This is a genomic window from Klebsiella sp. BDA134-6 (genome assembly GCF_015601345.1).
Taxonomy (GTDB): domain Bacteria; phylum Pseudomonadota; class Gammaproteobacteria; order Enterobacterales; family Enterobacteriaceae; genus Klebsiella; species Klebsiella grimontii.
Window position 1 is genome coordinate 5,024,806 of sequence record NZ_CP064784.1, and the last position, 22,299, is coordinate 5,047,104.

The window sequence follows — 22,299 nt, forward strand, 5'->3', positions numbered from 1 at the left end:
TCCAATAATAAAAAAGCCCGCATTTCTGCGGGCTTCCGGGTAAGAAACGAAATTTTCTTACAGAACGTCGATCGCGTTCAGCTCTTTAAATGCCTGCTCCAGACGCGTCACCATGGAAGTCTGTGCAGCGCGCAGCCATACGCGCGGATCGTAGTATTTCTTGTTCGGCTGGTCTTCGCCTTTCGGGTTGCCCAGTTGGCCCTGCAGGTAAGCTTCGTTAGTTTTGTAGTACTGCAGGATACCGTCCCAGGTTGCCCATTGGGTATCGGTATCGATGTTCATTTTGATCACGCCGTAGCTTACGGAGTCTTTGATTTCCTGAGCGGAAGAACCGGAACCACCGTGGAATACGAAGTTCAGGCTGTTGTGCGGCAGGTTGTGTTTCTTAGAAACGTATTCCTGGGAGTCGCGCAGGATAGTCGGGGTCAGTACTACGTTGCCCGGCTTGTAAACGCCGTGTACGTTACCGAAGGAAGCGGCGATGGTGAAACGCGGGCTGATTTTGCTCAGCTCGGTGTACGCGTAATCAACGTCTTCCGGCTGGGTGTACAGCGCAGAAGCATCCATGTGGCTGTTGTCCACGCCGTCTTCTTCGCCGCCGGTGCAGCCCAGTTCGATTTCCAGAGTCATGTCCATTTTGGCCATACGCGCCAGGTACTTAGAACAGATCTCGATGTTTTCGTGCAGGGACTCTTCAGACAGGTCGATCATGTGAGAAGAGAACAGCGGTTTGCCGGTTGCAGCGAAGTGTTTTTCACCAGCGTCCAGCAGACCATCGATCCACGGCAGCAGTTTCTTCGCGCAGTGGTCGGTGTGCAGAATAACCGGAACACCGTAGTGCTCAGCCATCTGATGAACGTGATGCGCGCCAGAGATAGCGCCAAGGATGGCTGCGCCCTGAGGAACGTCAGTTTTCACGCCTTTGCCCGCGATGAACGCAGCGCCGCCGTTAGAGAACTGAACGATAACCGGAGAACGAACTTTTGCAGCTGCTTCCAGAACGGCGTTGATGGAATCAGTACCCACGCAGTTTACCGCTGGCAGAGCAAATTGGTTTTCTTTAGCTACCTGGAACACTTTCTGAACGTCGTCGCCAGTGATGACGCCCGGTTTTACGAAATCAAAAATTTTAGACATGTTACGTAGTCCTGTATCTGTATCTTCGACCGTTGAAGAAGGTTCGCGAGCTTTTACGCGCGCTGAAAAACAGGCGGGTCTCCCCGCCTGAACTGAATTACTGCTTAGCGCGCTCTTCGAGCATGGCTACTGCCGGCAGAACTTTACCTTCCACGAATTCGAGGAATGCGCCGCCGCCGGTGGAGATGTAGGAGATTTTGTCAGCAATGCCGAACAGGTCGATTGCTGCCAGAGTGTCGCCGCCGCCGGCGATAGAGAACGCTTCGCTGTCTGCGATGGCGTTAGCCACGATTTCCGTCCCTTTGCGGAAGTTCGGGAATTCGAACACGCCGACCGGGCCGTTCCACAGGATGGTTTTCGCATTTTTCAGGATTTCAGCCAGTTTCTCTGCGGAAGCATCGCCCAGGTCCAGAATCTGCTCTTCATCTTTAATGTCGTTAACAGATTTCAGGGTGGCGGTTGCGGTTTCAGAGAACTCGGTTGCCACGCGAACGTCAGTCGGAACCGGGATATCGCAGGTCGTCAGCAGGCGTTTAGCTTCGTCAACCAGATCGGCTTCGTACAGGGATTTACCAACGTTGTGGCCCTGAGCGGCAACGAAGGTGTTGGCGATGCCGCCGCCGACGATCAGCTGATCAGCGATTTTAGACAGGGAATCCAGAACGGTCAGCTTAGTGGAAACTTTAGAACCACCCACGATAGCGACCATCGGACGAGCCGGTTCTTTCAGCGCTTTACCCAGAGCGTCCAGCTCAGCGGCCAGCAGCGGACCTGCGCAAGCCACGTCAGCGAATTTGCCGATACCGTGAGTAGACGCCTGCGCGCGGTGAGCGGTACCGAACGCGTCCATGACGAATACATCGCACAGCGCAGCGTATTTTTTCGACAGCTCTTCGTCGTCTTTCTTCTCGCCTTTGTTAAAGCGAACGTTTTCCAGAACCACCAGCTCACCGGCAGCGACTTCTACGCCGTCCAGGTAATCTTTAACCAGACGTACCGGGTTAGACAGTTTGTCTTTCAGGTAGTTAACAACCGGCAGCAGAGAGAATTCTTCGTTGTACTCGCCTTCGGTAGGACGACCCAGATGGGAAGTGACCATCACTTTCGCACCCTGCTTCAGGGCCAGTTCGATGGTCGGCAGAGAAGCACGGATACGCGCGTCGCTGGTTACTTTCCCTTCTTTAACCGGTACGTTCAGATCAGCACGGATAAAAACGCGTTTACCAGCCAGATCCAGATCGGTCATCTTAATTACAGACATGGTGAATCCTCTCGTTGATTCTTGATAAAGTTTTGCAGGCGCCTGCGCGCCTTACCTGAAACCTTGTGCGGCCATCGCTAACGTGGTGTCGAGCATCCGGTTAGCAAAGCCCCATTCGTTATCGCACCAGACCAGCGTTTTGATCAAATGCGCGCCACTCACTCGCGTTTGCGTGCCATCAACAATGGCGCTATGCGGATCGTGGTTGAAATCTATCGAGACTAACGGTAATTCCGTATAGTCAACTATACCATGAAATGCACCCTGTGCTGCTTTTTGCAGCAACTGGTTGACTTCACTTGCTTTTACCGGTTTTTTCACCGTGACGCTAAGGTCGATAGCCGTCACATTAATGGTCGGCACACGCACCGCAATCGCTTCGAAACGATCGTTAAACTGAGGGAAAAAACGCGTAATCCCCGCAGCAAGCTTAGTATCAACCGGGATAATCGACTGACTGGCTGCTCGCGTCCGGCGCAAATCCGGATGCCAGGAATCAATGACCTGCTGATCGTTCATTGATGAGTGGATCGTCGTTACCGTTCCTGACTCTATGCCGTAGGCATCATCTAATAGTTTAATGACCGGAATAATGCAGTTGGTCGTGCAGGAGGCGTTGGAGACGATACGGTGCTCGGCTCGCAGTTCATCATGATTGACGCCAAAAACAACCGTTGCGTCGAGATCGTTGCCGCCAGGGTGTGAAAAGAGCACCTTCTTCGCGCCAGCCTGAAGATGGGCTTCGCCATGTTCACGGCTGCCGTAAACGCCCGTACAATCAAGCACCACATCCACCGCCAGCTCACGCCACGGCAACACCTCAAGGGAAGACTCATGCAGCAGGCGAATAGCATCATCGCCGACAAACAGCTGCTCTCTCTCCTGGCGTACATCCCAGGCAAAGCGCCCATGGCTGGTGTCATATTTCAACAAATGCGCGATGCCGGCAGCATCCGCCAGTTCATTGATTGCCACCACGGTAATTTCCGCACGACGCCCGGATTCATACAAAGCACGAACCACGTTACGCCCGATGCGACCGAAGCCATTAATCGCAATGCGTATGGTCATAGGTCTCCTGCAAGGCTGTCCATGATAAGAGGTGGCTGACAGAGTAATGCAGCAACGCTCTGAGGGAAACCTTACCTGTCGCAAACTGCGACTGATTGATTAATTGTCGAACATTTAGACGACTGAAACGCTTCAGCTAGAATAAGCCAAACAAGGAATAAAAGGAATGATTGTCCAGCTGGAGAAACCATTTATCTGACTTACATCACACTTTCGCGCTATCTGCTGGGGAATTTATTCCATATTCCAGAATGGCGAATAAGCGTAGCAATATCTTTTCGTTGCCGGGCCGCTAATACTGATTTATATCAGAAACTATACTGAAGAGCGGCGATATTATTACCGTTACGTCCGAGTCTCGGAGTCCCTCTAAAATCATGACAATTCCCCACATTCAGCCCTCTGCGGCACGTTACTATGCGCTTCGCTTACTTCCGGGCGAGGAGGTTTTTTCCCGTCTGCGCGCGTTCGTGCAGCAACACCATATTCAGGCCGCCTGGATAGCCGGCTGTACCGGCAGCCTAAGCAACGTAGCGTTACGCTTTGCAGGTCAGGATGAAACCACCTTATTGAACGGAATATATGAGGTGATTTCTCTGAATGGCACGCTGGAATTAACCGGAGAACATCTCCATTTATCCCTGTCCGATCCGCAAGGCGCCATGCTCGGCGGCCATATGATGCCCGGCTGTACCGTCCGCACCACTCTTGAACTGGTGATCGGCGAACTGACCTCCGTGGCGTTTAGCCGTCAGCCGTGCGCGGTGTCCGGCTATGACGAACTGGTCATTTCATCCCGCTAACGCTTCACTTAAACGAGGTCTTCTATGGCGCGTCGCCAATTTTCCAGCCAGTCTCTGGCCCTGATCGTCATTGCTATCGCCATCAATATGGTCGGCGGGCAGCTGATCAGCATGCTGAAATTACCGATTTTTCTCGACTCTATTGGCACCTTAATCAGCGCGGTGCTGTTAGGCCCGGTGGTCGGAATGCTGACTGGCCTACTCACCAACCTGCTGTGGGGGTTGTTGACCGATCCTATCGCCGCCGCCTTCGCTCCGGTGGCGATGGTTATCGGGCTGGTGGCCGGATGGCTGGCGCGGACGGGATGGTTTCGCACCTTACCGAAAGTGGTTGTCAGCGGTATCATCATTACTCTTGCCGTCACGCTTGTCGCCGTGCCTATTCGCACTACGTTGTTTGGCGGCGTTACCGGCAGCGGTGCCGATCTCTTTGTCGCCTGGATGCACTCGGTCGGCCAGAATCTGGTGGAGTCCGTCGCGATTACCGTGCTTGGCGCGAACCTGGTCGATAAAATCCTGACGGCGGTCATCGTCTGGGTCCTGTTGCGCCAGCTTCCGCTGCGCACAACGCGCCATTTCCCAACCATGTCTGCTGTACGCTAAATGCATCCCTTTACTTCATTAAGCCTGTGGGCGCTCGCTGCCTGCTCCACGCTCCTGCTACCCGCGGGTACGCCATTAAGCCTTTATAGCGCGCTAACTTTCATTTGTTTACTGGGAATGAAGGCCACGCGACCACGGGCAAAATACGTACTCTGGCTGATGATCCCTTTAGGGTTAGGCCTGTGGCTGGTGCACGGCGGCTGGTTGAGCGAATGGATCGGTGGACAAGCGCGTGAACCTGAACGTTGGGCCAATGCCGTCACGCTCTGGCTGCGGATCCTGGCCATCGTATCAACATCGCAGCTGTGGATGCACTACGTGCCGGTTTCGCGGTTTATGCGCGCCCTGTTTGCCTCCCGCTTGCCGCCGGGTCTCGCCTATCTGTTTGCCGGCCCCTTGCTGGTTGTCGAGCAACTCAAACGTCAACTGGCGATTATTCATGAGGCCCAGCGCGCACGGGGCGTACCGCTGGATGAGGCCTGGTATCATCGTTTACGCGCGATGCCTGCATTGATTGTGCCGCTTACCCATAATGCGCTCAACGATTTAGCCGTACGCGGTGCGGCGCTGGATATGCGAGGATTTCGCCTGCATCGGACACGCACCACACTGTGGGCGCCGCCGGACAGCCCCTTACAGCGTTGGGCACGCTACGCCATGATGGTGCTGATGGTAGCCGAGACCGGAGTCTGGATATGGTTACATTAGAACAGTTTCGCTATCTTCCAACCCATGCCGCGCGCCCACCTGCCTGCTTCGATTTTCACTACGCCGAGCCCGGTATGGTGGCGATTTTTGGCGATAACGGCAGCGGAAAAAGTACGCTTGCGCAGTTGATGGCGGGCTGGTATCCGGATTTCCTCCCCGGAGAAACTGAAGGTAAAGGAACGTTACTCGGGAACCCTATCGGACAGTTGTCGCTCGTCGAACAGGCGAACACCATCCAGTTGGTTCAACAATCCCCCTATCTCCAGCTTTCCGGCTGTACCTTCAGCGTCGAAGAAGAGGTCGCTTTTGGACCTGAAAATCTCTGCCTCAGCGAAGACGAGATTATGCTCCGTATTGATGAAGCGCTGACGCTGACAGCGTGCCAGGCGTTACGTCATCGCCACCCGGCGACGCTCTCCGGGGGAGAAACCCAGCGGGTAGTCATTGCCAGCGCGCTCGTCATGCAGCCCAGGATATTGATTCTGGATGAAGCGTTTAGCCGTTTGACAGCGCAGGCAAGCACCATGCTTCTTGAGCGCTTGCAGCACTGGGCGCAGGTGCAGCGTTCCTTGATTATCCTTTTTGAACGAACCCCCTCGCCTTTTCTTGCCTGGTGTCAGCAGGGATGGCGACTGCATGATGGAGCGATTTCCCCGCTATGCTGACGTTAAATCAGGTGACTTATCGCTGGCCCGGCGCGGCGGCAGACTGTTTGCAAAACATCTCGCTAAACCTCTGTGAAAACGAATGGCTGGCGCTCACCGGCGATAACGGCGCGGGGAAATCCACCCTGCTGCGGGTGATGGCCGGACTGCTACCCGCCACGTCCGGTACCGTCAATCTGCTGGATAAACCGATGGCGCATTATAAAAATCGCCATCGCGCCGGTATGCTCGGCGTATTGTTTCAGGAAGCTGAAAATCAAATCTTTCACAGCAGGGTGGCTGAAGAAATCGCCTTCGGGCTGCGGCTACAGAAACGGCCTGCCACAGAAGTTACTCAACGCACCGCGGCAGCGCTGCAGCTTTGCCAGTTAGAGGATGTCGCCGATGCGCATCCGCTGGATTTGCATACCGCCCAGCGCCGCATGGTTGCCGTCGCCTGTCTGGAAGCGATGGCGCCAGCAATTCTGCTGCTCGACGAACCCAGCCGCGATTTTGACCCGCACTGGCTGACGATATTTGAGGAGTGGCTTGCGGTTTGCCGCAAGAGGGGGACCAGCGTAGTGGCTATCAGCCATGACCCGGCTTTTATCCAGCGCCACTTTTCCCGCATGGTGCGCCTGGAAAAGGGCAGACTGCTGAGTATTTCCTGAAAAAGAAACGGGCCGCCTGAGCGACCCGTTTTTTTACGGTGACAATCAAATTCTTTCCCAGCGGCGGTGCTGCGCACCTGTCCGGGCCACCCGACCGTACTGGCCTGTAGCCCGGGCAAGGCGCCGCTTTACCGCGCCGCCCCCGGGAGCGGTAAAAGGACTACAGCAGTGCTTTCGCTTTGGCGACAACGTTATCCACGGTGAAGCCAAACTCTTCAAACAGCAGCTCCGCCGGCGCAGACTCACCGAAAGTGGTCATGCCAACGATCGCGCCGTTCAGGCCCACGTATTTGAACCAGTAGTCGGCGATACCCGCTTCGATAGCTACGCGCGCAGAGACGGCTTTCGGCAGCACGGCTTCACGGTAAGCGGCATCCTGCTTGTCGAACGCGTCGGTGGACGGCATGGAAACCACGCGCGCCTTCACGCCTTCGGCAGTCAATTTTTCGTAAGCGGCAACCGCCAGCTCAACTTCAGAGCCGGTGGCGATGAAGATCAGTTCCGGCTGACCGGCACAATCCTTCAGCACGTAGCCGCCGCGGGCAACGTTCGCCAGCTGCTCTTCAGTACGCTCCTGCTGCGCCAGGTTCTGACGGGACAGAATCAGCGCGGTCGGGCCGTCCTGACGCTCAACGCCATATTTCCACGCGATGGCGGATTCCACCTGGTCGCACGGACGCCATGTGGACATGTTCGGCGTGACGCGCAGGGAAGCCACCTGCTCTACCGGCTGGTGAGTCGGGCCGTCTTCGCCCAGACCGATGGAGTCGTGGGTGTAGACCATTACCTGACGCTGTTTCATCAGCGCGGCCATACGTACCGCGTTACGCGCATACTCGACGAACATCAGGAAGGTAGAGGTGTACGGCAGGAAACCGCCGTGCAGAGCGATACCGTTGGCAATCGCGGTCATACCGAATTCGCGCACGCCGTAGTGGATGTAGTTACCGGCAGTGTCTTCGTTGATCGCTTTAGAACCGGACCACAGGGTCAGGTTACTTGGCGCCAGGTCAGCGGAACCGCCAAGGAACTCAGGCAGCAGCGGGCCGAAGGCTTCAATGGCGTTCTGAGATGCTTTACGGCTGGCGATTTTCGCCGGGTTAGCCTGCAGCTTCGCGATGAACTCGTTCGCTTTCGCATCGAAGTCAGCCGGCATGTCGCCTTTCATACGACGAGTAAACTCGGCGGCTTCCTGCGGGAAGGCTTTGGCGTAGGCGGCAAATTTCTCGTTCCACGCGGACTCTTTCGCCTGGCCGGCTTCTTTGGCATCCCACTGGGCATAGATTTCAGACGGGATTTCAAATGCCGGGTGTTTCCAGCCGAGCGCTTCGCGGGTCAGCGCGATTTCCGCGTCGCCCAGCGGCGCGCCGTGGGAGTCGTGGGTACCGGCTTTGTTCGGCGAACCGAAACCAATAATGGTTTTGCACATCAGCAGGGACGGTTTGTCGGTGACCGCACGCGCTTCTTCTACCGCGCGTTTAATCGAGTCAGCATCGTGGCCGTCAACGCCGCGCACCACGTGCCAGCCGTAGGCTTCAAAACGCTTCGCGGTGTCATCGGTGAACCAGCCTTCTACATGACCGTCGATAGAGATGCCGTTGTCGTCATAGAACGCCACCAGCTTGCCAAGCTTCAGGGTACCGGCCAGGGAGCATACCTCGTGAGAGATACCTTCCATCATGCAGCCGTCGCCCATGAACGCGTAGGTGAAGTGGTCAACAATGTCGTGGCCCGGGCGGTTGAACTGCGCCGCCAGAGTTTTCTCCGCGATGGCCATACCAACCGCATTCGCAATACCCTGCCCCAGCGGACCGGTAGTGGTTTCCACGCCCGCGGTGTAGCCGACTTCCGGGTGACCCGGCGTTTTAGAGTGCAGCTGACGGAAGTTCTTCAGCTCTTCAATCGGCAGATCATAACCGGTGAGGTGCAGCAAGCTGTAAATCAGCATGGAACCGTGGCCGTTGGACAGGACAAAACGGTCGCGGTCGGCCCAGGACGGGTTCTGCGGGTTATGATTCAGGAAATCACGCCACAGGACTTCGGCAATGTCAGCCATACCCATCGGGGCACCCGGGTGACCGGATTTGGCTTTCTGTACTGCGTCCATGCTCAGCGCACGAATAGCGTTAGCAAGCTCTTTACGTGAGGACATTTTGACTCCAGATCGGATAATGAAGGCCATGCCCGCAACGACTTGACGACAGCGCGTTTTGGGCTACGCCGGAAAAAAGTGTGAACAATGTAACCTAAGCGGCAAAGCATGTACATGGAGCATCCTTTTGCCGTTTAAGAAATCTCTGGAACACGTTGTGCTACGGCGTAATCCTCTCGCCCGCATTCTCATATAGTATTTATAATTTGCACAGGATACGGCAGGCAGCCATCGCCGTTTTTTCGGATAAATAACCATAAGATTGTGGAAGATAAAAAATGAAAATTCGCTCAGCTCTTCTTGCCCTTGGGATCGCAGCCACGCTTACCGGATGCCAGAACATGGATTCCAACGGCCTGCTTAGCTCCGGCGCGGAGGCTTTCCAGGCTTATTCACTCAGCGACGAGCAGGTAAAAGCCTTAAGCGACAAAGCCTGTCAGGAGATGGATGCGAAAGCGACTATCGCGCCTGCCAGCAGTGAATACAGTAAACGTCTGAGTAAAATCGCCGCCGCGCTGGGGGACAACATCAACGGCCAGCCGGTGAACTACAAGGTGTATCAAACTAAAGACGTTAACGCCTTCGCCATGGCTAACGGCTGCATCCGCGTTTATAGCGGGCTGATGGATTTGATGAATGATAATGAAGTCGAAGCGGTTATCGGCCACGAAATGGGTCACGTTGCGCTGGGCCACGTGAAGAAAGGCATGCAGGTGGCATTAGGCACCAACGCGGTACGCGCGGCGGCGGCCTCCGCGGGCGGCATCGTCGGTAGCCTGTCGCAGTCGCAGCTGGGCGATCTGGGCGAGAAGCTGGTGAACTCGCAGTTCTCTCAGCGTCAGGAGTCTGAAGCGGACGACTACTCGTACGATCTGCTGCGCAAGCGCGGCATTAATCCGGCAGGCCTCGCCACCAGCTTCGAGAAACTGGCAAAGCTGGAAGCCGGACGCCAAAGCTCCATGTTTGATGACCACCCGGCATCGGAAGCACGCGCTCAACATATCCGCGATCGCATGAAGGCCGACGGGATCAAGTAAGCCCCGGCGTACTCTCACTATTTATAGTGAAGAGGAACGCCTTGTGGAGCCTCCCCCCTCTCCCGGTAAGGAGAGGGTTTGGGCCCTCAAGCCGGGCGTTTTCCTCGGAGGCGGCCTGCGGGCTCGCCGTCAGACTAGTACAGCGTCTTCTGCGGCGGGCCGGCAAAGCGCAGCGCGCCTATCTCGCCCATTTTCACCTCCACCACCGACGGCCCCGGCATCGCTAGCGCTTCGGTCATCACCGCCTGGAAATCCTCCGCCCGATCGACGCTCCACGCCTGCAGACCGACGGCCTGTGCCAGCAGCGTAAAATCTGGCGTATGCAGCTCGTTATAATACTGGCGGCCGCCAAAATACTTATCCTGAATGCCGCGCATCACGCCGTAGCCGCCATCGTTCATAATCAGCAGCGTCACGTTAGCCTTTTCCTGAGCCAGCGTCGCCAGTTCACCGAGGTTCAGGCTCAGGCCACCGTCGCCAACCAGCCCCACCACCTTACGCTGCGGATTGGCAATCGCGGTACCAATAGCCATCGGCAGCCCCATACCAATAGCCCCGGCCAGCGAGTGAATATTCATCAGCGGACCGTGGGCGCGAAACAGGCGACTGCCCCACAGGCTACCGGACACGGTAATATCGCGTACCAGGATGCCGTTCGCCGGCAGCGCCTGCGCGATCGCGTCGCTTAATCTGGCGTAATCGCCGCACTGTTCGCGCAGCCCCTGCTCCGCGATCGCCACCGCTTCTTTTATCTGGCTATCCCAGCGCGCGTCGCCCCATATGCGCCCCTGCGCTCGTTCCGCCAGCGCGCCTAATAATGCGCGGCAGTCCGCCACCAGCGTATTGTCCATCAGGTAGTTACGGCTGGCCGCCGCCGGGTCGATATCAATCTGCACCCGCGGCGCGGGCAGCTCCAGCGTCCACGAACGCGTCTCGTTGCTGCGTAACCGTGAACCGGCGACAAGTGTGAAATCACAGTGTGAAATCAGCGCTTCAACCGACGGCGAATTATGAAATGCGCGCAGGCTGGCGCGGTGACCATCCGGCAGAATGCCGCGGCCGTGGGTACTGGAAATCACCGTCATCCCGGCATCCGCCAGCACCTTCACCGCCTCGCAGCTCTCTAAGGCGCCGCCGCCAAGCCACAGCAGCGGCCGCTTCGCCTGCTTAAGCTGCGCCCACAGCATATCAACCATCGACGATTCCGGCGCCACAGCCGAAGCGTGTTTCAACGGCGCGGTCAGCAGCGAAAGCGGGATTTTGGCGCTCTGAATATCAATCGGAATTTCAACCGAGACCGGGCCACATGGCGGCGTCTGCGCCTCCTGAATCGCTTTATGCAGGAGAGCGACCGCCTGATTGGCGCTACTGATGCGATAAGCGCGCTTTGAGCTGGCCTTCAGGAAAGTCAGCTGATCGCGAGTTTCGTGAATAAACCCGGTATCGGCATCCAGCCAAGCTTTTTCAACCTGGCCGGTGAGGTGCAGCAGCGGCGTGCCGGCGTTCATCGCTTCAACCAGCGCGCCGACGGCGTTGCCCGCCCCGGCGCCAGTGCTGGTCAACGCCACGCCGAGCCCGGAAAAACGCCCGTGGGCGTCAGCCATAGTCACCGATCCCGCCTCCCCGCGCGCCGGGACGAAGCGGATTTTTTCCCGCTGGCCAACGGCATCGGCGATCGGCAGATTGTGAATAGAGATGACGCCATACATGGCTTCAACATGATACTGCTCCAGCGTTCTGGCGATGGCGTCGCCGACGGTTATCATTTCGCTCATTGTTCACCCTTATCTCAATCGCACCAGTGGTTGACGCTATTACCCGTCGCCAGATAAATACTCTTCTGCTGCATCCAGGCCTTCAGACCCTGGATACCTTTTTCGCGGCCCAATCCGCTCTCTTTAAAGCCCCCAAACGGGGTGGAGATAGAGAAAACCTTATAGGTGTTGATCCACACCGTACCGGCCTCCAGCTGTTCGCTCAGGCGCAAGGCGCGGCCGGTATCGCGCGTCCAGATCCCCGCCGCCAGCCCGAAGACGGAGTCATTGGCCTCGCGGATCAGCGCCGCTTCATCGCTAAAGCGCAACGCCACCAGCACCGGCCCGAAGATCTCTTCCTGACAGACGCGAGCCTGGTTGTTCAGTCCCTCGACGATCGTCGGCTGGAAGTAGCTGCCCGCCGCCAGCGCCGGATCCGCCGGGATCTCGCCGCCGCACAGCACGCTACCGCCTTCGCGCTTCGCCAGTTCGACATACGCCAGCACGCTCTGGCGATGCTTATCGTTAATCAGCGGTCCGACGTGGGTGTCGGCGCTAAACGGATGGCCCACCCGCAGCCCGCGGGTTAATTCCAGCAGCCGGGCCATTAATTGCGGATAGACTTTTTCATGAATGAACAGACGCGATCCGGCGATGCAGGCCTGGCCGCCGGAGCTGAATATGCCGTAGCAGATACCCCGCGCCGCCTGTTCAATATCGGCATCTTCCAGCACGATGGTCGGCGATTTGCCGCCCAGCTCCAGCGACGCCGGGATCAGTTTTTCCGCCGCCACGTGCGCCAGATGTCGTCCGGTAGCGGTACCGCCGGTAAAGGAAATTTTGCGCACCTTAGGATGACGAGCCAGCGCATCGCCAATCACCGAACCTTTGCCCGGCAGCACGCTCAGCAGCCCGGCGGGCAGCCCGGCCTGCTCAAAGATGCGCGCCAGCTCCAGCGCCATCAGCGGCGTCGCTTCCGCCGGCTTGAGGATCACTGCGTTCCCCGCGGCGATGGCCGGCGCAACTTTTTGCATTTCGCTGGCGATGGGCGAGTTCCACGGCGTAATCGCCGCCACCACGCCCAGCGGTTCATAGCGGCTCAGGGTCAGCAGATCCGCCTGACGCGGCGTCGGCAGCTCGCCCTCCAGCAGTTCGCAGGCGGCGGCAAAATAGCGCGCGGTACCCGCCGCGCTCATCACCAGACCTCGCGCTTCCGCCAGCGGTTTACCGTTGTCGCGGCTCTGCTTGCGGGTTAACTCGTCGCTCTGCGCTTCAATCAGATCGGCGACCTTATGCAGGATCTTTGCCCGCTGATGCGGCAGCGTGGCCCGCCACATCGGCTCCCGCCAGGCGCGATCGGCGCAGTCGATCGCCTCCTGCAGATCGTCCAGGCTGGCCGCATATAGCGAAGCGTTAAGCGATCCATCCGCCGGAAAGCGGCTGTGCATCAGGTTGCCGCCGCCGCGCCGCCACTGGCCGCCGATAAAAATGTCTAACTCGTCCATCTCAGCCTCTCTGCGTTATGTCAGTTCGCAGCAGGCGCGTACCGCGCTCAGTGCCGCCAGGGTCGACGTTTTGGGATTGCTGGCGAGCGGCAGGCCGCTCAGCTCCAGGTGAAACTCGCCGAACCCCCCTTCGGCGTGCAGCGTATGGGTGTTGCGTTGCGTCGTCGGATCCACCATCAGCTGCACCCGGGTGGCATCAAGACCAATGCCGCCCAGCGCCACGGTTGCCGCCACGTTGGCGTTCGCCGGAAACAGCCGCGCCGCTTCGCGGGCGCTGCCCTCAAAGAAAATCTGCGTTTCATGTACCGCGCTAAGATCGATCAGCTGCTCGGCATAGCTGCCGCGCCAGCTGGCCGGGCTTTTACGCGACTGATAGGTCACACGCTCAAGGCCGCCCTCTTTCGCCGCCGCCAGGCCATCAATACCGGCTATCGCGCCCGCCAACAGCGTTAGCCTGCCTCCCGCCTGGCGTAGGCGCTGTTCCAGTTCGCTATCCGCCAGCGCGCCGGTGGAAATCACCGCCAGATGCCAGCCGCGGGCCAGCACCGCCTCACCGTACTGCGCCACCGCCTGCTGGCTGGCGCATTCAAGCACCAGATCCGGCGTCTGGTCGCACTGCTGCGGATCGCTTAACGGCGCAACCGCCCCGGCAAACTGCCGACGGATCGCCGCATGGTGCGGCTCGCGCGCCACGATCCAGCCTAACGCCACCTGCGGCGGCAGCCGTTCAATGACCGCCTGCGCCATCGCGCCGTAGCCGATTAACATCACCTTTTTCATCATCTTTCCCTACAGGTGACGGCAAAAGCCGCCGGACACATCCAGCGCCGCGCCGGTGGTAAACGAAGCCAGCGGCGAAGCGAGAAACAGCAGCGCCTGCGCCGGCTCCTGCGGTTTTCCGAGCCGCGCCATCGGGATCCCGCGCTTGCGGGCGATGTCGGCGGTCCACTCTGGCCAGCTCTGGCTCTTATCGCTGCGGTTTGCAAAACGGCGCTGCCACTGTCCGGATTCGACCATGCCCAGCAGAATGGAATTGACGCGAATCCCTTTGCCGATCAGATCCTTCGACAGGGTCAGCGTCATATTCAGCAGCGCGGCGCGGGCAGCGGAGGTGGCGATCATGTGCTCTTCCGGCTGCAGCGCCAGCAGCGAGTTCACGCAGGTAATTGAGGCGATATCCGACCGCTCAAGCTGCGGCTGGAACGCCCTGACCGGATTAATCACGCCGAACAGTTTCAGCTCGGCTTCGTGCAGCCAGGCCTCGCGCGGCGTATCGGCGAAATGGGCGACATAGCCCTGGCCGGCGTTGTTTATCAACATGTCAGCGCCGCCAAAATGGGCTTCTACTGCATTTGCAAAGGCCTGAACCTCTTGTTCATTCAGAACGTCGCAGCGCCAGGAAAACACGTCCCCAGCGGGATATTCGTTTAGCAGCGCCGCGTGGGCGCTGGCCAGCCGGTCCGGATTGCGGCCGCAAAAGGCGACTTTCGCCCCTTCGCCCAGCAGCAAGCGCAGCGTTTCGAAACCAATCCCTGACGAGCCGCCGGTGACCACCGCGACGCGTCCTTCAATTTGTGCATTCATCGCGCACCTCTTCCCCTATGCGTAAAAGCTGTTGATTAAAAAACGTCGCGTTATCGAGATAGCTGGCGTGCCCGGCCTGCGGGATAGCGGTGTACGGCATGCCGTAGCGTAGCGCCACCCCCTGCACCAACTCGGGCTGGGTGATGGCATCCTGCTCGCCGCACCACACGGCGAAGCGGCCGCGATAATCGGCAAGCCAGCGGTGGATGTCGTCGTGCGCCAACATCCAGGCGGCGGCGAGATAGCCTTCACTGCGCAGCCTGCGCATGCCTGCCGCAACCGTCGCCACATCGGCTTCGCGCGCGCCGGGGCGCAGCAGCTTCGCCGCCCGTCCCAGGGCCATCGCCTCACCGCCCAGCGCCATCTGTTGCTGACGCCCTTGCCAGACTTTTTCCCGCTGCGCGGCTGCCGCCTGGCCGTAGCCCTGAGCGACGTCGGCCAGCACCAGATACCGCACGCGCTGCGGATACCTGGCGGCAAAAGCGGCGGCGACCAGCCCGCCCAGCGAATGGCCGACCAGTACGGTTTTCTGCACCCCGGCGCGGTCGAGCATCCGCGCCAGCGCATCGGCGTAGTCGCCGGCATCCGCCCGCGCCGTCGCAAGCATCGGGCTTTCGCCATAACCGGGCATATCCCAGGCCAGCACGCGGTAGCCCGGAAGCGCCATCTGTTTATGCCAGGAGGCCGCGCCGGAACTGATGCCGTGCAGCAGCGTCAGCGGCGTACCGCTTCCTTGTTCACGAAAACCCGTCATCATCGCTCCTTAGCTACGCTTCACTTTTGACAGCGGATGATCTTCAGGGTAGGTCGGAATATGCGGCTTTGGCGTACCGAGCATCACGCACATCAGCGCCTCTTCCTCTCCATGGTTGAACAGCCCGCGATAAATTCCGGCCGGAACGGAAATCAGATCGCGTTCGCGCAGGACGGTCTCGGTATAGCTGTCGCCATCCTGAATCATCAGGGTGATCTGCCCTTTGAGCATGAAAAACACTTCTTCCACATCGTCGTGCAGATGCAGCGGGCCTTCGCATTTGGACGGCAGTACCATGGTGGAGAAGGTGAAGTGTTCCGCCTGAACGGTATTGCTATCGCTGGCGACGCCGGTCGCGCCGGTGCCGATATAGCGCATCTGCGCGCGGCGATACTTCGGGTCGAAATCCGCCTGGAACTTCAGCGCATTCCAGTCGTATTTACGGCCTTCAAAGCGCGCGATACGCGACTCGACCCACTCTTCCATCGTCAGATGTTCAGGTTTCAGACTCGGTTTTGCGGTTACGGTTGAATCAGTCATCGTTTTATCCTCAGTAACGTCTTAGCAGCGGCAGTAACAGGACGCAGCCCACCGCCGCCATCACCACCAGAAAAATCAGCCCGGAATCCATGCTGTGGGTGAAGGCGATAAGCGCCCCCATCAACGCCGGCGATAACGCCCCGGCAAAGTTTCCCAGCCCGTTGAAAATTCCGCCCGCGGTGGCGCTGACTCGCGGATGGGTCGCCTTGGCCAGCAGCGCGAAGATATTCGGCGCGCCGGTCCCCCACATAAAGGTGCTAAAGCTCATCGCCGCGATCACCGGCAACGGCGTGGTGAAATGCATCACCGCAGCCAGGCCAATACCTGCACCTGCCAGGGAAATAAAGCAGGCGGCAGCGCGCTTATCGACGCGGTCTGACAGCCAGGCGCCGATGATTTCGCCGAGCAGCATGGCGATAAACGGCATTGAAGACAGCCAGCCGGCGTGTTCAAGATGGATACCTTTGCCCTTAATCAGGTAGCCCGGCAGCCAGCCGTTGATGCCCCACAAATAGGCGAGAAAAGCGATATTGAAGATGCAAATCATCCAGAAGTGCGGGCTGACAAACAGCTCGCGGCGGGCACTGCGGCGCGCCTCCTGCGACGTTTGCCCGCCGCTGGCTTTCGCCTCCAGCCTGACGCCGCGCAGCCCGATACGCACAAAAATCAGTACCGGCACCGTCAGCATCGCCATCACAAAGAAGGTGCTCTGCCAGCCGAAGGTGTTGAGCAGCCAAATCGATAGCGGAAAGCCAATCGCCGCGCCCACCGGGGTGCCCAGCAGCCAGAGCATGGTGGCCCGCGCCTGCAGGTGCTGCGGAAAGGTATGGCGGACGATAGCGAACGCCAGCGGGAACAGCGGCCCCTCGGCGATACCCAGCAAAATTCGCAGCGTCACCATTAGCGTGTAGTTGTGGGTGAAGCCCATCACCAGCATTAAAATGCACCACACCGCCATCATCCCGGTAAGCAGACGCAGCGGCGCGATACGGTCGCCCAGGCCGCTTAACAGCACTGAGGAAAATCCGTAGCTCAGCAGGAAAGCGCTCATCAGGATACCCAGACGAGTGGTGTCGAAATCGATGCCCATCGCCTGCTGGAAGTGGCTATCGGAAAACAGCGCGGCGATGCTGATCTTGTCGAAGAACGCCAGCAGTACGCAGGCCAGCAGCGACAGCGGAATGGCCCAGCGAACCGCTTTTTCAGGCGTGCGGATGCCCTCGCCGCTCGCCTCAGCAGGCGCGGCGTTAGTCTCTAATGTGGTCATTTCTCCCCCTTAAGGGTGCGGGTTAGCTATCGCAATGACATCAGTGAAAAGGCCGGGTCAGCGAGCGGTACAGCGGATAAATCTCGCCCTGCCGCCATCCAGCGCTTCGCCAGCTTGACGGTACGCGCATCGTTGAACGCCACCAGCTGCGCCAGCCGCCCGTTTTCGTCCAGCGAGAAGTACAGCGAGTCTTCACGCGCTATCGTTCTGCTGCCCGGCTGCGGAATACCAAGGATCTGGATATTGTGCTGATATTGATCCGACCACAGCCACGGCGCATCGTCGTAGCCTGGCGCATCGGGGTTGAGCATCGCTTTTGCCGTCGCCACCGCTTGATTCAGGGCGAAGGCCCAGGACTGGATGCACAGGCCGTAGTGATGATGCTGCGCCACATCCCCGGCAGCAAAGATGAACGGATCCGACGTTCTCCCCTGGGTATCCACAACGATCCCGCGCTCTGTTTTCAGCCCCGCGTCGCGCGCCAGTTCGAGATTAAGATCGACCCCGATCCCCACCACCACCGCATCATAAATTTCGCGCTTACCGTCACAGTGAATGACCGGCAGGCCGTTATTATCTTCCAGCTCCAGCGCGCCGCAGCCGGTACGGATATCCACGCCCTGCGCGCGATGAATTGCCGCTAAGCGTTGCGACACCTCGCCGCTCACCGAACGCATGCACAACGCAGGCTGCTGCTCGAACAGCGTCACCGCCACGCCGTTTTTCCGCGCCGAGGCGGCAATCTCAAGGCCAATCCAGCCGCCACCGACAATGGCCAGTTTTTGACTTTCCGCCAGACGACTTTTCAGACGCTGCGCATCCTGCCAGTGACGCAGGGTATAAACCTGAGGATGCGCCGCCCACGCCTCGCCCGGCAGACGCGCTCGCCCCCCGGTGGCGATTAAAAGAATGTTGTAACTAATACGTTCGCCGTTGCTTAAAATTAGCGTTTTAGCGGCCCGGTCAATCTGCTCTGCACGCAGCGGACGATACCAGGTCAGGTTCAGCGCCTGCTGCGCTTCGTGCGAAAACAAGCGCGGTAGCTGCGCATCGGTATCCAACAATGCGGCTTTGGAAAGCGGCGGCCGCTCGTAGAAATCCCATTCCTCTTCCGCCACCACGCAAATCTCACCGTCGAATCCCTCGTCGCGCAGCGTTTTCGCCGCCCAGCCGCCCGCCTGGCCGCCGCCGACAATCACAATCCGCGCCGTCATACCGCCTCCGTTTTTTTCTGCTGGCGGCGAGTATCGTGGTCGATACCGCCCTCCACTGCCCATTCGGTAAAGGAGACCAACGAGTGCTCCAGCTCGCGCGGCTGCCAGTTTTCCGTCAGATAATCATCGTTGGTGTAGTACTCGAAGGCGCCGCCGGTGGGGCTGTTGACGTACCAGAAGTAGGCCGAAGAGACCGGGTGGCGGCCGGGGCCGATAAAGGTACTCCAGGCGTTTTTGTTCATCGCGATGCCGCCGCCGATCACCTCGTGGATGTCACGCACGGTGAAGGCCACGTGGTTCAGACCCCGCTTGCGGTTCGGCAGCTGCAGCAGGAACAGGTTGTGATGGCCCCCGCGCGCGCCGCAGCGCAGGAATACCGCACGGTTGATGTAGCGGTCTGACACCTGGAAGCCGAGGACTTCGCGATAGAAGCTTTCGACCACCGCCAGTTCTTCAACAAAGAACACCACGTGGCCGACGTTGATCGGCTGCGCGCGGTCGTAAACCGGACTCGGCGTGTCGATGCGGCGAACATCGCCCCACTGGTTGATCGGCTCGACGTTAAGCTCTACCGCCGTTTGCTGGCTGACCTGCACCCGCAGCGTCATGCCGTTCGGGTCGAGGCACTCCAGCGCGCCGTCAACCCTGCGGAAGCCGGGCTGACGTTCCAGCTTTGGACGTAGCGCCTCCAGCGCCGCCTGATCCGCTACACCCCAGGTCATACGGCGCAGCGTATTGCCGGCCTCAAACGCTGGGGGCAGGTCGGGGCTGTCGATCAGATTAAGCTCGACGCGCGCGCCGCTGAGGGTGGTAAACACGCGCCCGCTGGCATCGCCAGCCAGGCCAAAATCGTGCATAAATTTGGCGCTATGGTTCAGGTCATCTACGCCAAATTCCAGCTTTTCAATTCCGGTAATACTCATTGTTCGTCGCCTCTTTACCGTTCTGTCGCCCGAATTTGGGCGTAAAACATGCCCGGCGCACTCAAGCGCCTGCCATTAAGTGTTTGATTTAACTAGCCTGAGACAAATATCCCAGGAAACCGGAAATTTTGTCCGCCGCCAGGCTGACGTCGTTCTGCAGCCGCTCGCGATCGCTTTGCGGGATCTCATCGGAGGGAACCAGGATGCTGACCACCCCCGCCACCCGGCCACTGCGGTCATACACCGGGTAGACAATCGACGAGATGCCGTGGCGGAAGAACGACTCGCCAATCACATAACCTCGGGCTTTATCCTGCTGTACCATCTGCCACAGCGCTTCGCGATCGTGCAGCTGGCCCGGAGTGTTGCCCGGCAGTCGCTCGTCAGGGAACAGCTGTTCAAACTCGCTGCGTGAAACATCGGTCAGCAGCATGCGGCCCAGCGAGGTGCAGTGCACCGGCAGCCGGGTGCCAACACTGACCTGGTTGATCCGCGAACCGGCCGCGCTGACGCGAGCGATGTAGATAATGTCCCGGCCATCGCGGATCGCCAGATGACTGCTGCACTGGCTGACATCGCGCAGCTGCTCGATAACCGGCTGACCCACCTGGGCGATATCCAGCGAGGCGATATATTCAAAGCCCAGCCGCAGCACGTTCATCCCCAGCGAAAAGGTGTTGGTGCGCGCGTTGCGCTCGAGAAAGCCCATATACTCCAGCGTTTGCACCACGCGATAGGCGGTCGCTTTCGGCATATCCACCAGCCGGTGCAGCTCGGCGAAGGTCAGATCGCGATGCTGTTCGCCAAAAGCCAGCAGCAGCTGCAGGCCGCGCTCAAGCCCCGGCACCAGGTACTTCACTTCCTGATCGTTCGCCATACCGCCTCACTTATTAGTTAAAAACAAAACCGCCGTTGACCGGGATTAGCTGGCCGGTGATAAACCGCGACAGATCGCTGAGCAACCAGACCACGCTGCCGGTGACGTCTTCCGGCTGCTGCGCGCCGCTCAGCGCGCGACCGTTTTCATAAAGTTGATGGCGTTCCGCAGGCACGTATTCCGTCGCCTCAACGCGGGTCAGCCCCGGCGCGATGGCGTTTATGCGGATGCGCCTTTCCCCCAGCTCGCGGGCCATTGAGCGGGTCATCGCGATCACCGCGCCTTTACTGGCAACGTAGGCCATCAGCCGCGGCGCCCCCCACAGGGCGGTATCCGAGGCGACATTGACGATCCCCGCCCCTTCGCGCAGCAGCGGCACCGCCGCGCGGGTCACCAGCCAGGTACCTTTAACGTTAACCGTCATCACCCGATCCCACAGATCCGGATCGTAATCGAGCATGTTTTTACCGCCGACGCCGGTGGCCATTGCCGCATTATTCACTAACCCGTCGATCGCTCCCCGCTCGCCGATAGCGCTGAATACCCGGTCGATCGATTCGCTATCGGCGAGATCGATCGCGTGGGATTCGATGCGGTAGCCCTTTTCCTGCAGACGATGGGCGCTTTCCGCCAGCTCACCCCGCAGAATGTCGCACATCACCACCGCCGCGCCCTGTCCGGCGCAGGCTTCGGCGAAGTGGTAGCCCAGGCCGCGCGCCGCGCCGGTGACGACGATACGTTTCCCGTTAAGCAGGCCGTTCATCAGGCGGCTCCCTGCTGCTCTTCCAGGGCCGCCAACTGCTCTTTTGCCGCTTTCTGCATCATGCGGCGCAGACGCGAAAGGCCGACGTCGTGCTGATAAAGATATTCACGATCGCGGGCATTCGGCGCCAGGCTTTCCAGCACCACGCGATCCTGTTCGAGCACTTCCCAGTGCAGTTTTTCCAGGCGGTTGCGATACATAAAACGCCACAGATCGCGCTGCCAGCCCTGTACGCCACGGATGCGCCAGAAGAAGACGCGGCAGTTGTCGTTATCTTCCGGCACCACCATGCCGACAATCCAGAAGTGACCGCCCGGTCCAAAGCGCTTTTTGTACGGAATAGAGAGGCGCATCCAGTAGGTCCCGCTGTTGCCCAGTTCAACCCAGTCGAAGTTAACGCCAACCTGCCCTTTCTTCTCAAAAATAAACCCAGTTTTCGTGGGCTGCAGCACCATGTCGGCTTTGCGATCGCCTTCCGCCATCGAGTGCGAGGAGGAGTGGAGATAGGTGCCATGCATCGGGTCCATCACGTTTTCCAGGGCGTACTGGTAGTTGCATTTCCATGCCGCGGTACACAGGAAGTTGCTATATTTGTCGCTATCGGCCAGCTCTTGCGGAAAGTTCAGCTCATCAGGCTGCTGGTCGGCGGTGACGCCAAACCACAGAAAAATAGCGCCGTGCGCTTCCTGAACGCTGTAGCTGCGGACGCACTGCTGACCCACCAGCGGACAGCGGTCAACTGCCGGGACGTCTTTCACTTCGCCGTTGCCGGCCACTTCCACGCCGTGATACCAGCAGGCGATGCGATCGCCCAGGTTCCAGCCCATCGACAGGCGCGCGCCGCGATGCGGACAGCGGTCTTCCAGCGCCTGCACCTGGCCGTCTTTATTGCGCCAGACCACAATCTGTTCGCCGAGGCGGGTAATGCCCACCGGGGCCGACTGCACTTCCCAACTCGCCAGCACCGGATACCACAGGCCGCGTAACCCTTTATCAAGATAGTTTTGTACCGTTGTCGTCATCGCTGTGTC

At 59.1% G+C, this 22,299-nt stretch carries 21 protein-coding genes and 2 pseudogenes; 6 read left to right on the forward strand and 17 right to left on the reverse strand.

Features of this window, described 5'->3' with window-relative positions; translation table 11 throughout:
- Positions 1 to 57 precede the first annotated feature (57 nt).
- The 3 genes from fbaA to epd all read right to left on the reverse strand — a co-directional run bounded on the left by fbaA (position 58) and on the right by epd (position 3,469).
- Positions 58 to 1,137, reverse strand: coding sequence for a class II fructose-bisphosphate aldolase (gene fbaA / locus IYV58_RS23195; RefSeq protein ID WP_004125043.1), 1,080 nt, complete (start codon positions 1,135 to 1,137; stop codon positions 58 to 60).
- Positions 1,138 to 1,234: 97 nt separating this feature from the next.
- Positions 1,235 to 2,398 carry a phosphoglycerate kinase gene (gene pgk, locus IYV58_RS23200; protein WP_049099826.1) on the reverse strand — a complete coding sequence of 388 codons (1,164 nt, stop codon included), beginning with the start codon at positions 2,396 to 2,398 and terminating at the stop codon, positions 1,235 to 1,237.
- 51 nt (positions 2,399 to 2,449) lie between these two features.
- Entirely contained in the window at positions 2,450 to 3,469 is a 1,020-nt protein-coding gene (epd, locus tag IYV58_RS23205) for an erythrose-4-phosphate dehydrogenase (RefSeq protein WP_004125050.1), read from the reverse strand.
- 377 nt (positions 3,470 to 3,846) lie between these two features.
- On the opposite strand from epd, the gene IYV58_RS23210 reads away from it, so the two are divergent.
- The 3 genes and pseudogenes from IYV58_RS23210 to IYV58_RS23220 all read left to right on the forward strand — a co-directional run.
- Positions 3,847 to 4,272: a PPC domain-containing DNA-binding protein gene (locus tag IYV58_RS23210; protein ID WP_004125053.1), complete on the forward strand. Its 426-nt coding sequence runs from the start codon at positions 3,847 to 3,849 to the stop codon at positions 4,270 to 4,272.
- 24 nt (positions 4,273 to 4,296) lie between these two features.
- Positions 4,297 to 4,875 (forward strand): ECF transporter S component, encoded by a 579-nt coding sequence (locus IYV58_RS23215; protein WP_004125055.1) that lies wholly within the window; start codon positions 4,297 to 4,299, stop codon positions 4,873 to 4,875.
- A pseudogene (locus tag IYV58_RS23220) lies at positions 4,876 to 5,418 on the forward strand (energy-coupling factor transporter transmembrane component T); the annotation flags it as partial.
- A 3-nt stretch (positions 5,419 to 5,421) separates the two neighbouring features.
- Here IYV58_RS23220 and IYV58_RS28630 read toward each other — a convergent pair.
- Positions 5,422 to 5,484 (reverse strand): annotated as a pseudogene (locus IYV58_RS28630) (hypothetical protein); the annotation flags it as partial.
- Positions 5,485 to 5,570: 86 nt separating this feature from the next.
- On the opposite strand from IYV58_RS28630, the gene IYV58_RS23225 reads away from it, so the two are divergent.
- Both IYV58_RS23225 and IYV58_RS23230 read left to right on the forward strand, forming a co-directional pair.
- Complete coding sequence (locus IYV58_RS23225) at positions 5,571 to 6,248, forward strand: ABC transporter ATP-binding protein (RefSeq protein ID WP_195729287.1); 678 nt, start codon at positions 5,571 to 5,573, stop codon at positions 6,246 to 6,248.
- Positions 6,242 to 6,898: an ABC transporter ATP-binding protein gene (locus tag IYV58_RS23230; protein ID WP_049112182.1), complete on the forward strand. Its 657-nt coding sequence runs from the start codon at positions 6,242 to 6,244 to the stop codon at positions 6,896 to 6,898. The genes IYV58_RS23225 and IYV58_RS23230 overlap by 7 nt, the downstream gene beginning before the upstream one ends.
- Before the next feature lie 160 nt (positions 6,899 to 7,058).
- Here IYV58_RS23230 and tkt read toward each other — a convergent pair whose 3' ends face one another.
- On the reverse strand, positions 7,059 to 9,050 hold the full coding sequence (gene tkt, locus IYV58_RS23235; RefSeq protein ID WP_024358643.1) for a transketolase: 1,992 nt from the start codon (positions 9,048 to 9,050) through the stop codon (positions 7,059 to 7,061).
- Positions 9,051 to 9,328: 278 nt separating this feature from the next.
- On the opposite strand from tkt, the gene IYV58_RS23240 reads away from it, so the two are divergent.
- A complete protein-coding gene (locus IYV58_RS23240; RefSeq protein ID WP_042946041.1) occupies positions 9,329 to 10,087 on the forward strand; it encodes a metalloprotease LoiP in 759 nt (252 codons plus the stop codon).
- A 134-nt stretch (positions 10,088 to 10,221) separates the two neighbouring features.
- Here IYV58_RS23240 and IYV58_RS23245 read toward each other — a convergent pair whose 3' ends face one another.
- From IYV58_RS23245 to IYV58_RS23300, 12 genes are all read right to left on the reverse strand, one after another.
- Positions 10,222 to 11,862 (reverse strand): thiamine pyrophosphate-binding protein, encoded by a 1,641-nt coding sequence (locus IYV58_RS23245; RefSeq protein ID WP_142445242.1) that lies wholly within the window; start codon positions 11,860 to 11,862, stop codon positions 10,222 to 10,224.
- A gap of 14 nt (positions 11,863 to 11,876) precedes the next feature.
- Complete coding sequence (locus IYV58_RS23250; protein ID WP_004125077.1) at positions 11,877 to 13,346, reverse strand: aldehyde dehydrogenase; 1,470 nt, start codon at positions 13,344 to 13,346, stop codon at positions 11,877 to 11,879.
- Between the two features lie 15 nt (positions 13,347 to 13,361).
- Positions 13,362 to 14,126 (reverse strand): aspartate dehydrogenase, encoded by a 765-nt coding sequence (locus IYV58_RS23255; protein WP_032741950.1) that lies wholly within the window; start codon positions 14,124 to 14,126, stop codon positions 13,362 to 13,364.
- Between the two features lie 9 nt (positions 14,127 to 14,135).
- Positions 14,136 to 14,930: an SDR family oxidoreductase gene (locus IYV58_RS23260; RefSeq protein ID WP_004125082.1), complete on the reverse strand. Its 795-nt coding sequence runs from the start codon at positions 14,928 to 14,930 to the stop codon at positions 14,136 to 14,138.
- Positions 14,914 to 15,684, reverse strand: a complete 771-nt coding sequence (locus tag IYV58_RS23265; protein WP_087828539.1) for an alpha/beta fold hydrolase — start codon at positions 15,682 to 15,684, stop codon at positions 14,914 to 14,916. The genes IYV58_RS23260 and IYV58_RS23265 overlap by 17 nt, the downstream gene beginning before the upstream one ends.
- A gap of 9 nt (positions 15,685 to 15,693) precedes the next feature.
- Complete coding sequence (locus IYV58_RS23270; protein ID WP_004125089.1) at positions 15,694 to 16,224, reverse strand: cupin domain-containing protein; 531 nt, start codon at positions 16,222 to 16,224, stop codon at positions 15,694 to 15,696.
- A gap of 10 nt (positions 16,225 to 16,234) precedes the next feature.
- Entirely contained in the window at positions 16,235 to 17,491 is a 1,257-nt protein-coding gene (locus IYV58_RS23275; protein ID WP_142482088.1) for an MFS transporter, read from the reverse strand.
- A 26-nt stretch (positions 17,492 to 17,517) separates the two neighbouring features.
- Positions 17,518 to 18,705: an NAD(P)/FAD-dependent oxidoreductase gene (locus IYV58_RS23280; RefSeq protein ID WP_049113598.1), complete on the reverse strand. Its 1,188-nt coding sequence runs from the start codon at positions 18,703 to 18,705 to the stop codon at positions 17,518 to 17,520.
- A complete protein-coding gene (locus tag IYV58_RS23285) occupies positions 18,702 to 19,628 on the reverse strand; it encodes a VOC family protein (protein ID WP_087828540.1) in 927 nt (308 codons plus the stop codon). The genes IYV58_RS23280 and IYV58_RS23285 overlap by 4 nt, the downstream gene beginning before the upstream one ends.
- Positions 19,629 to 19,716: 88 nt before the next feature.
- Entirely contained in the window at positions 19,717 to 20,505 is a 789-nt protein-coding gene (locus IYV58_RS23290) for an IclR family transcriptional regulator (RefSeq protein ID WP_004125113.1), read from the reverse strand.
- A gap of 13 nt (positions 20,506 to 20,518) precedes the next feature.
- A complete protein-coding gene (locus IYV58_RS23295) occupies positions 20,519 to 21,268 on the reverse strand; it encodes an SDR family oxidoreductase (RefSeq protein WP_004125115.1) in 750 nt (249 codons plus the stop codon).
- Complete coding sequence (locus tag IYV58_RS23300; RefSeq protein WP_004125117.1) at positions 21,268 to 22,290, reverse strand: aromatic ring-hydroxylating oxygenase subunit alpha; 1,023 nt, start codon at positions 22,288 to 22,290, stop codon at positions 21,268 to 21,270. Before IYV58_RS23300 ends, IYV58_RS23295 begins: the two co-directional genes overlap by 1 nt.
- Positions 22,291 to 22,299 lie beyond the last annotated feature (9 nt).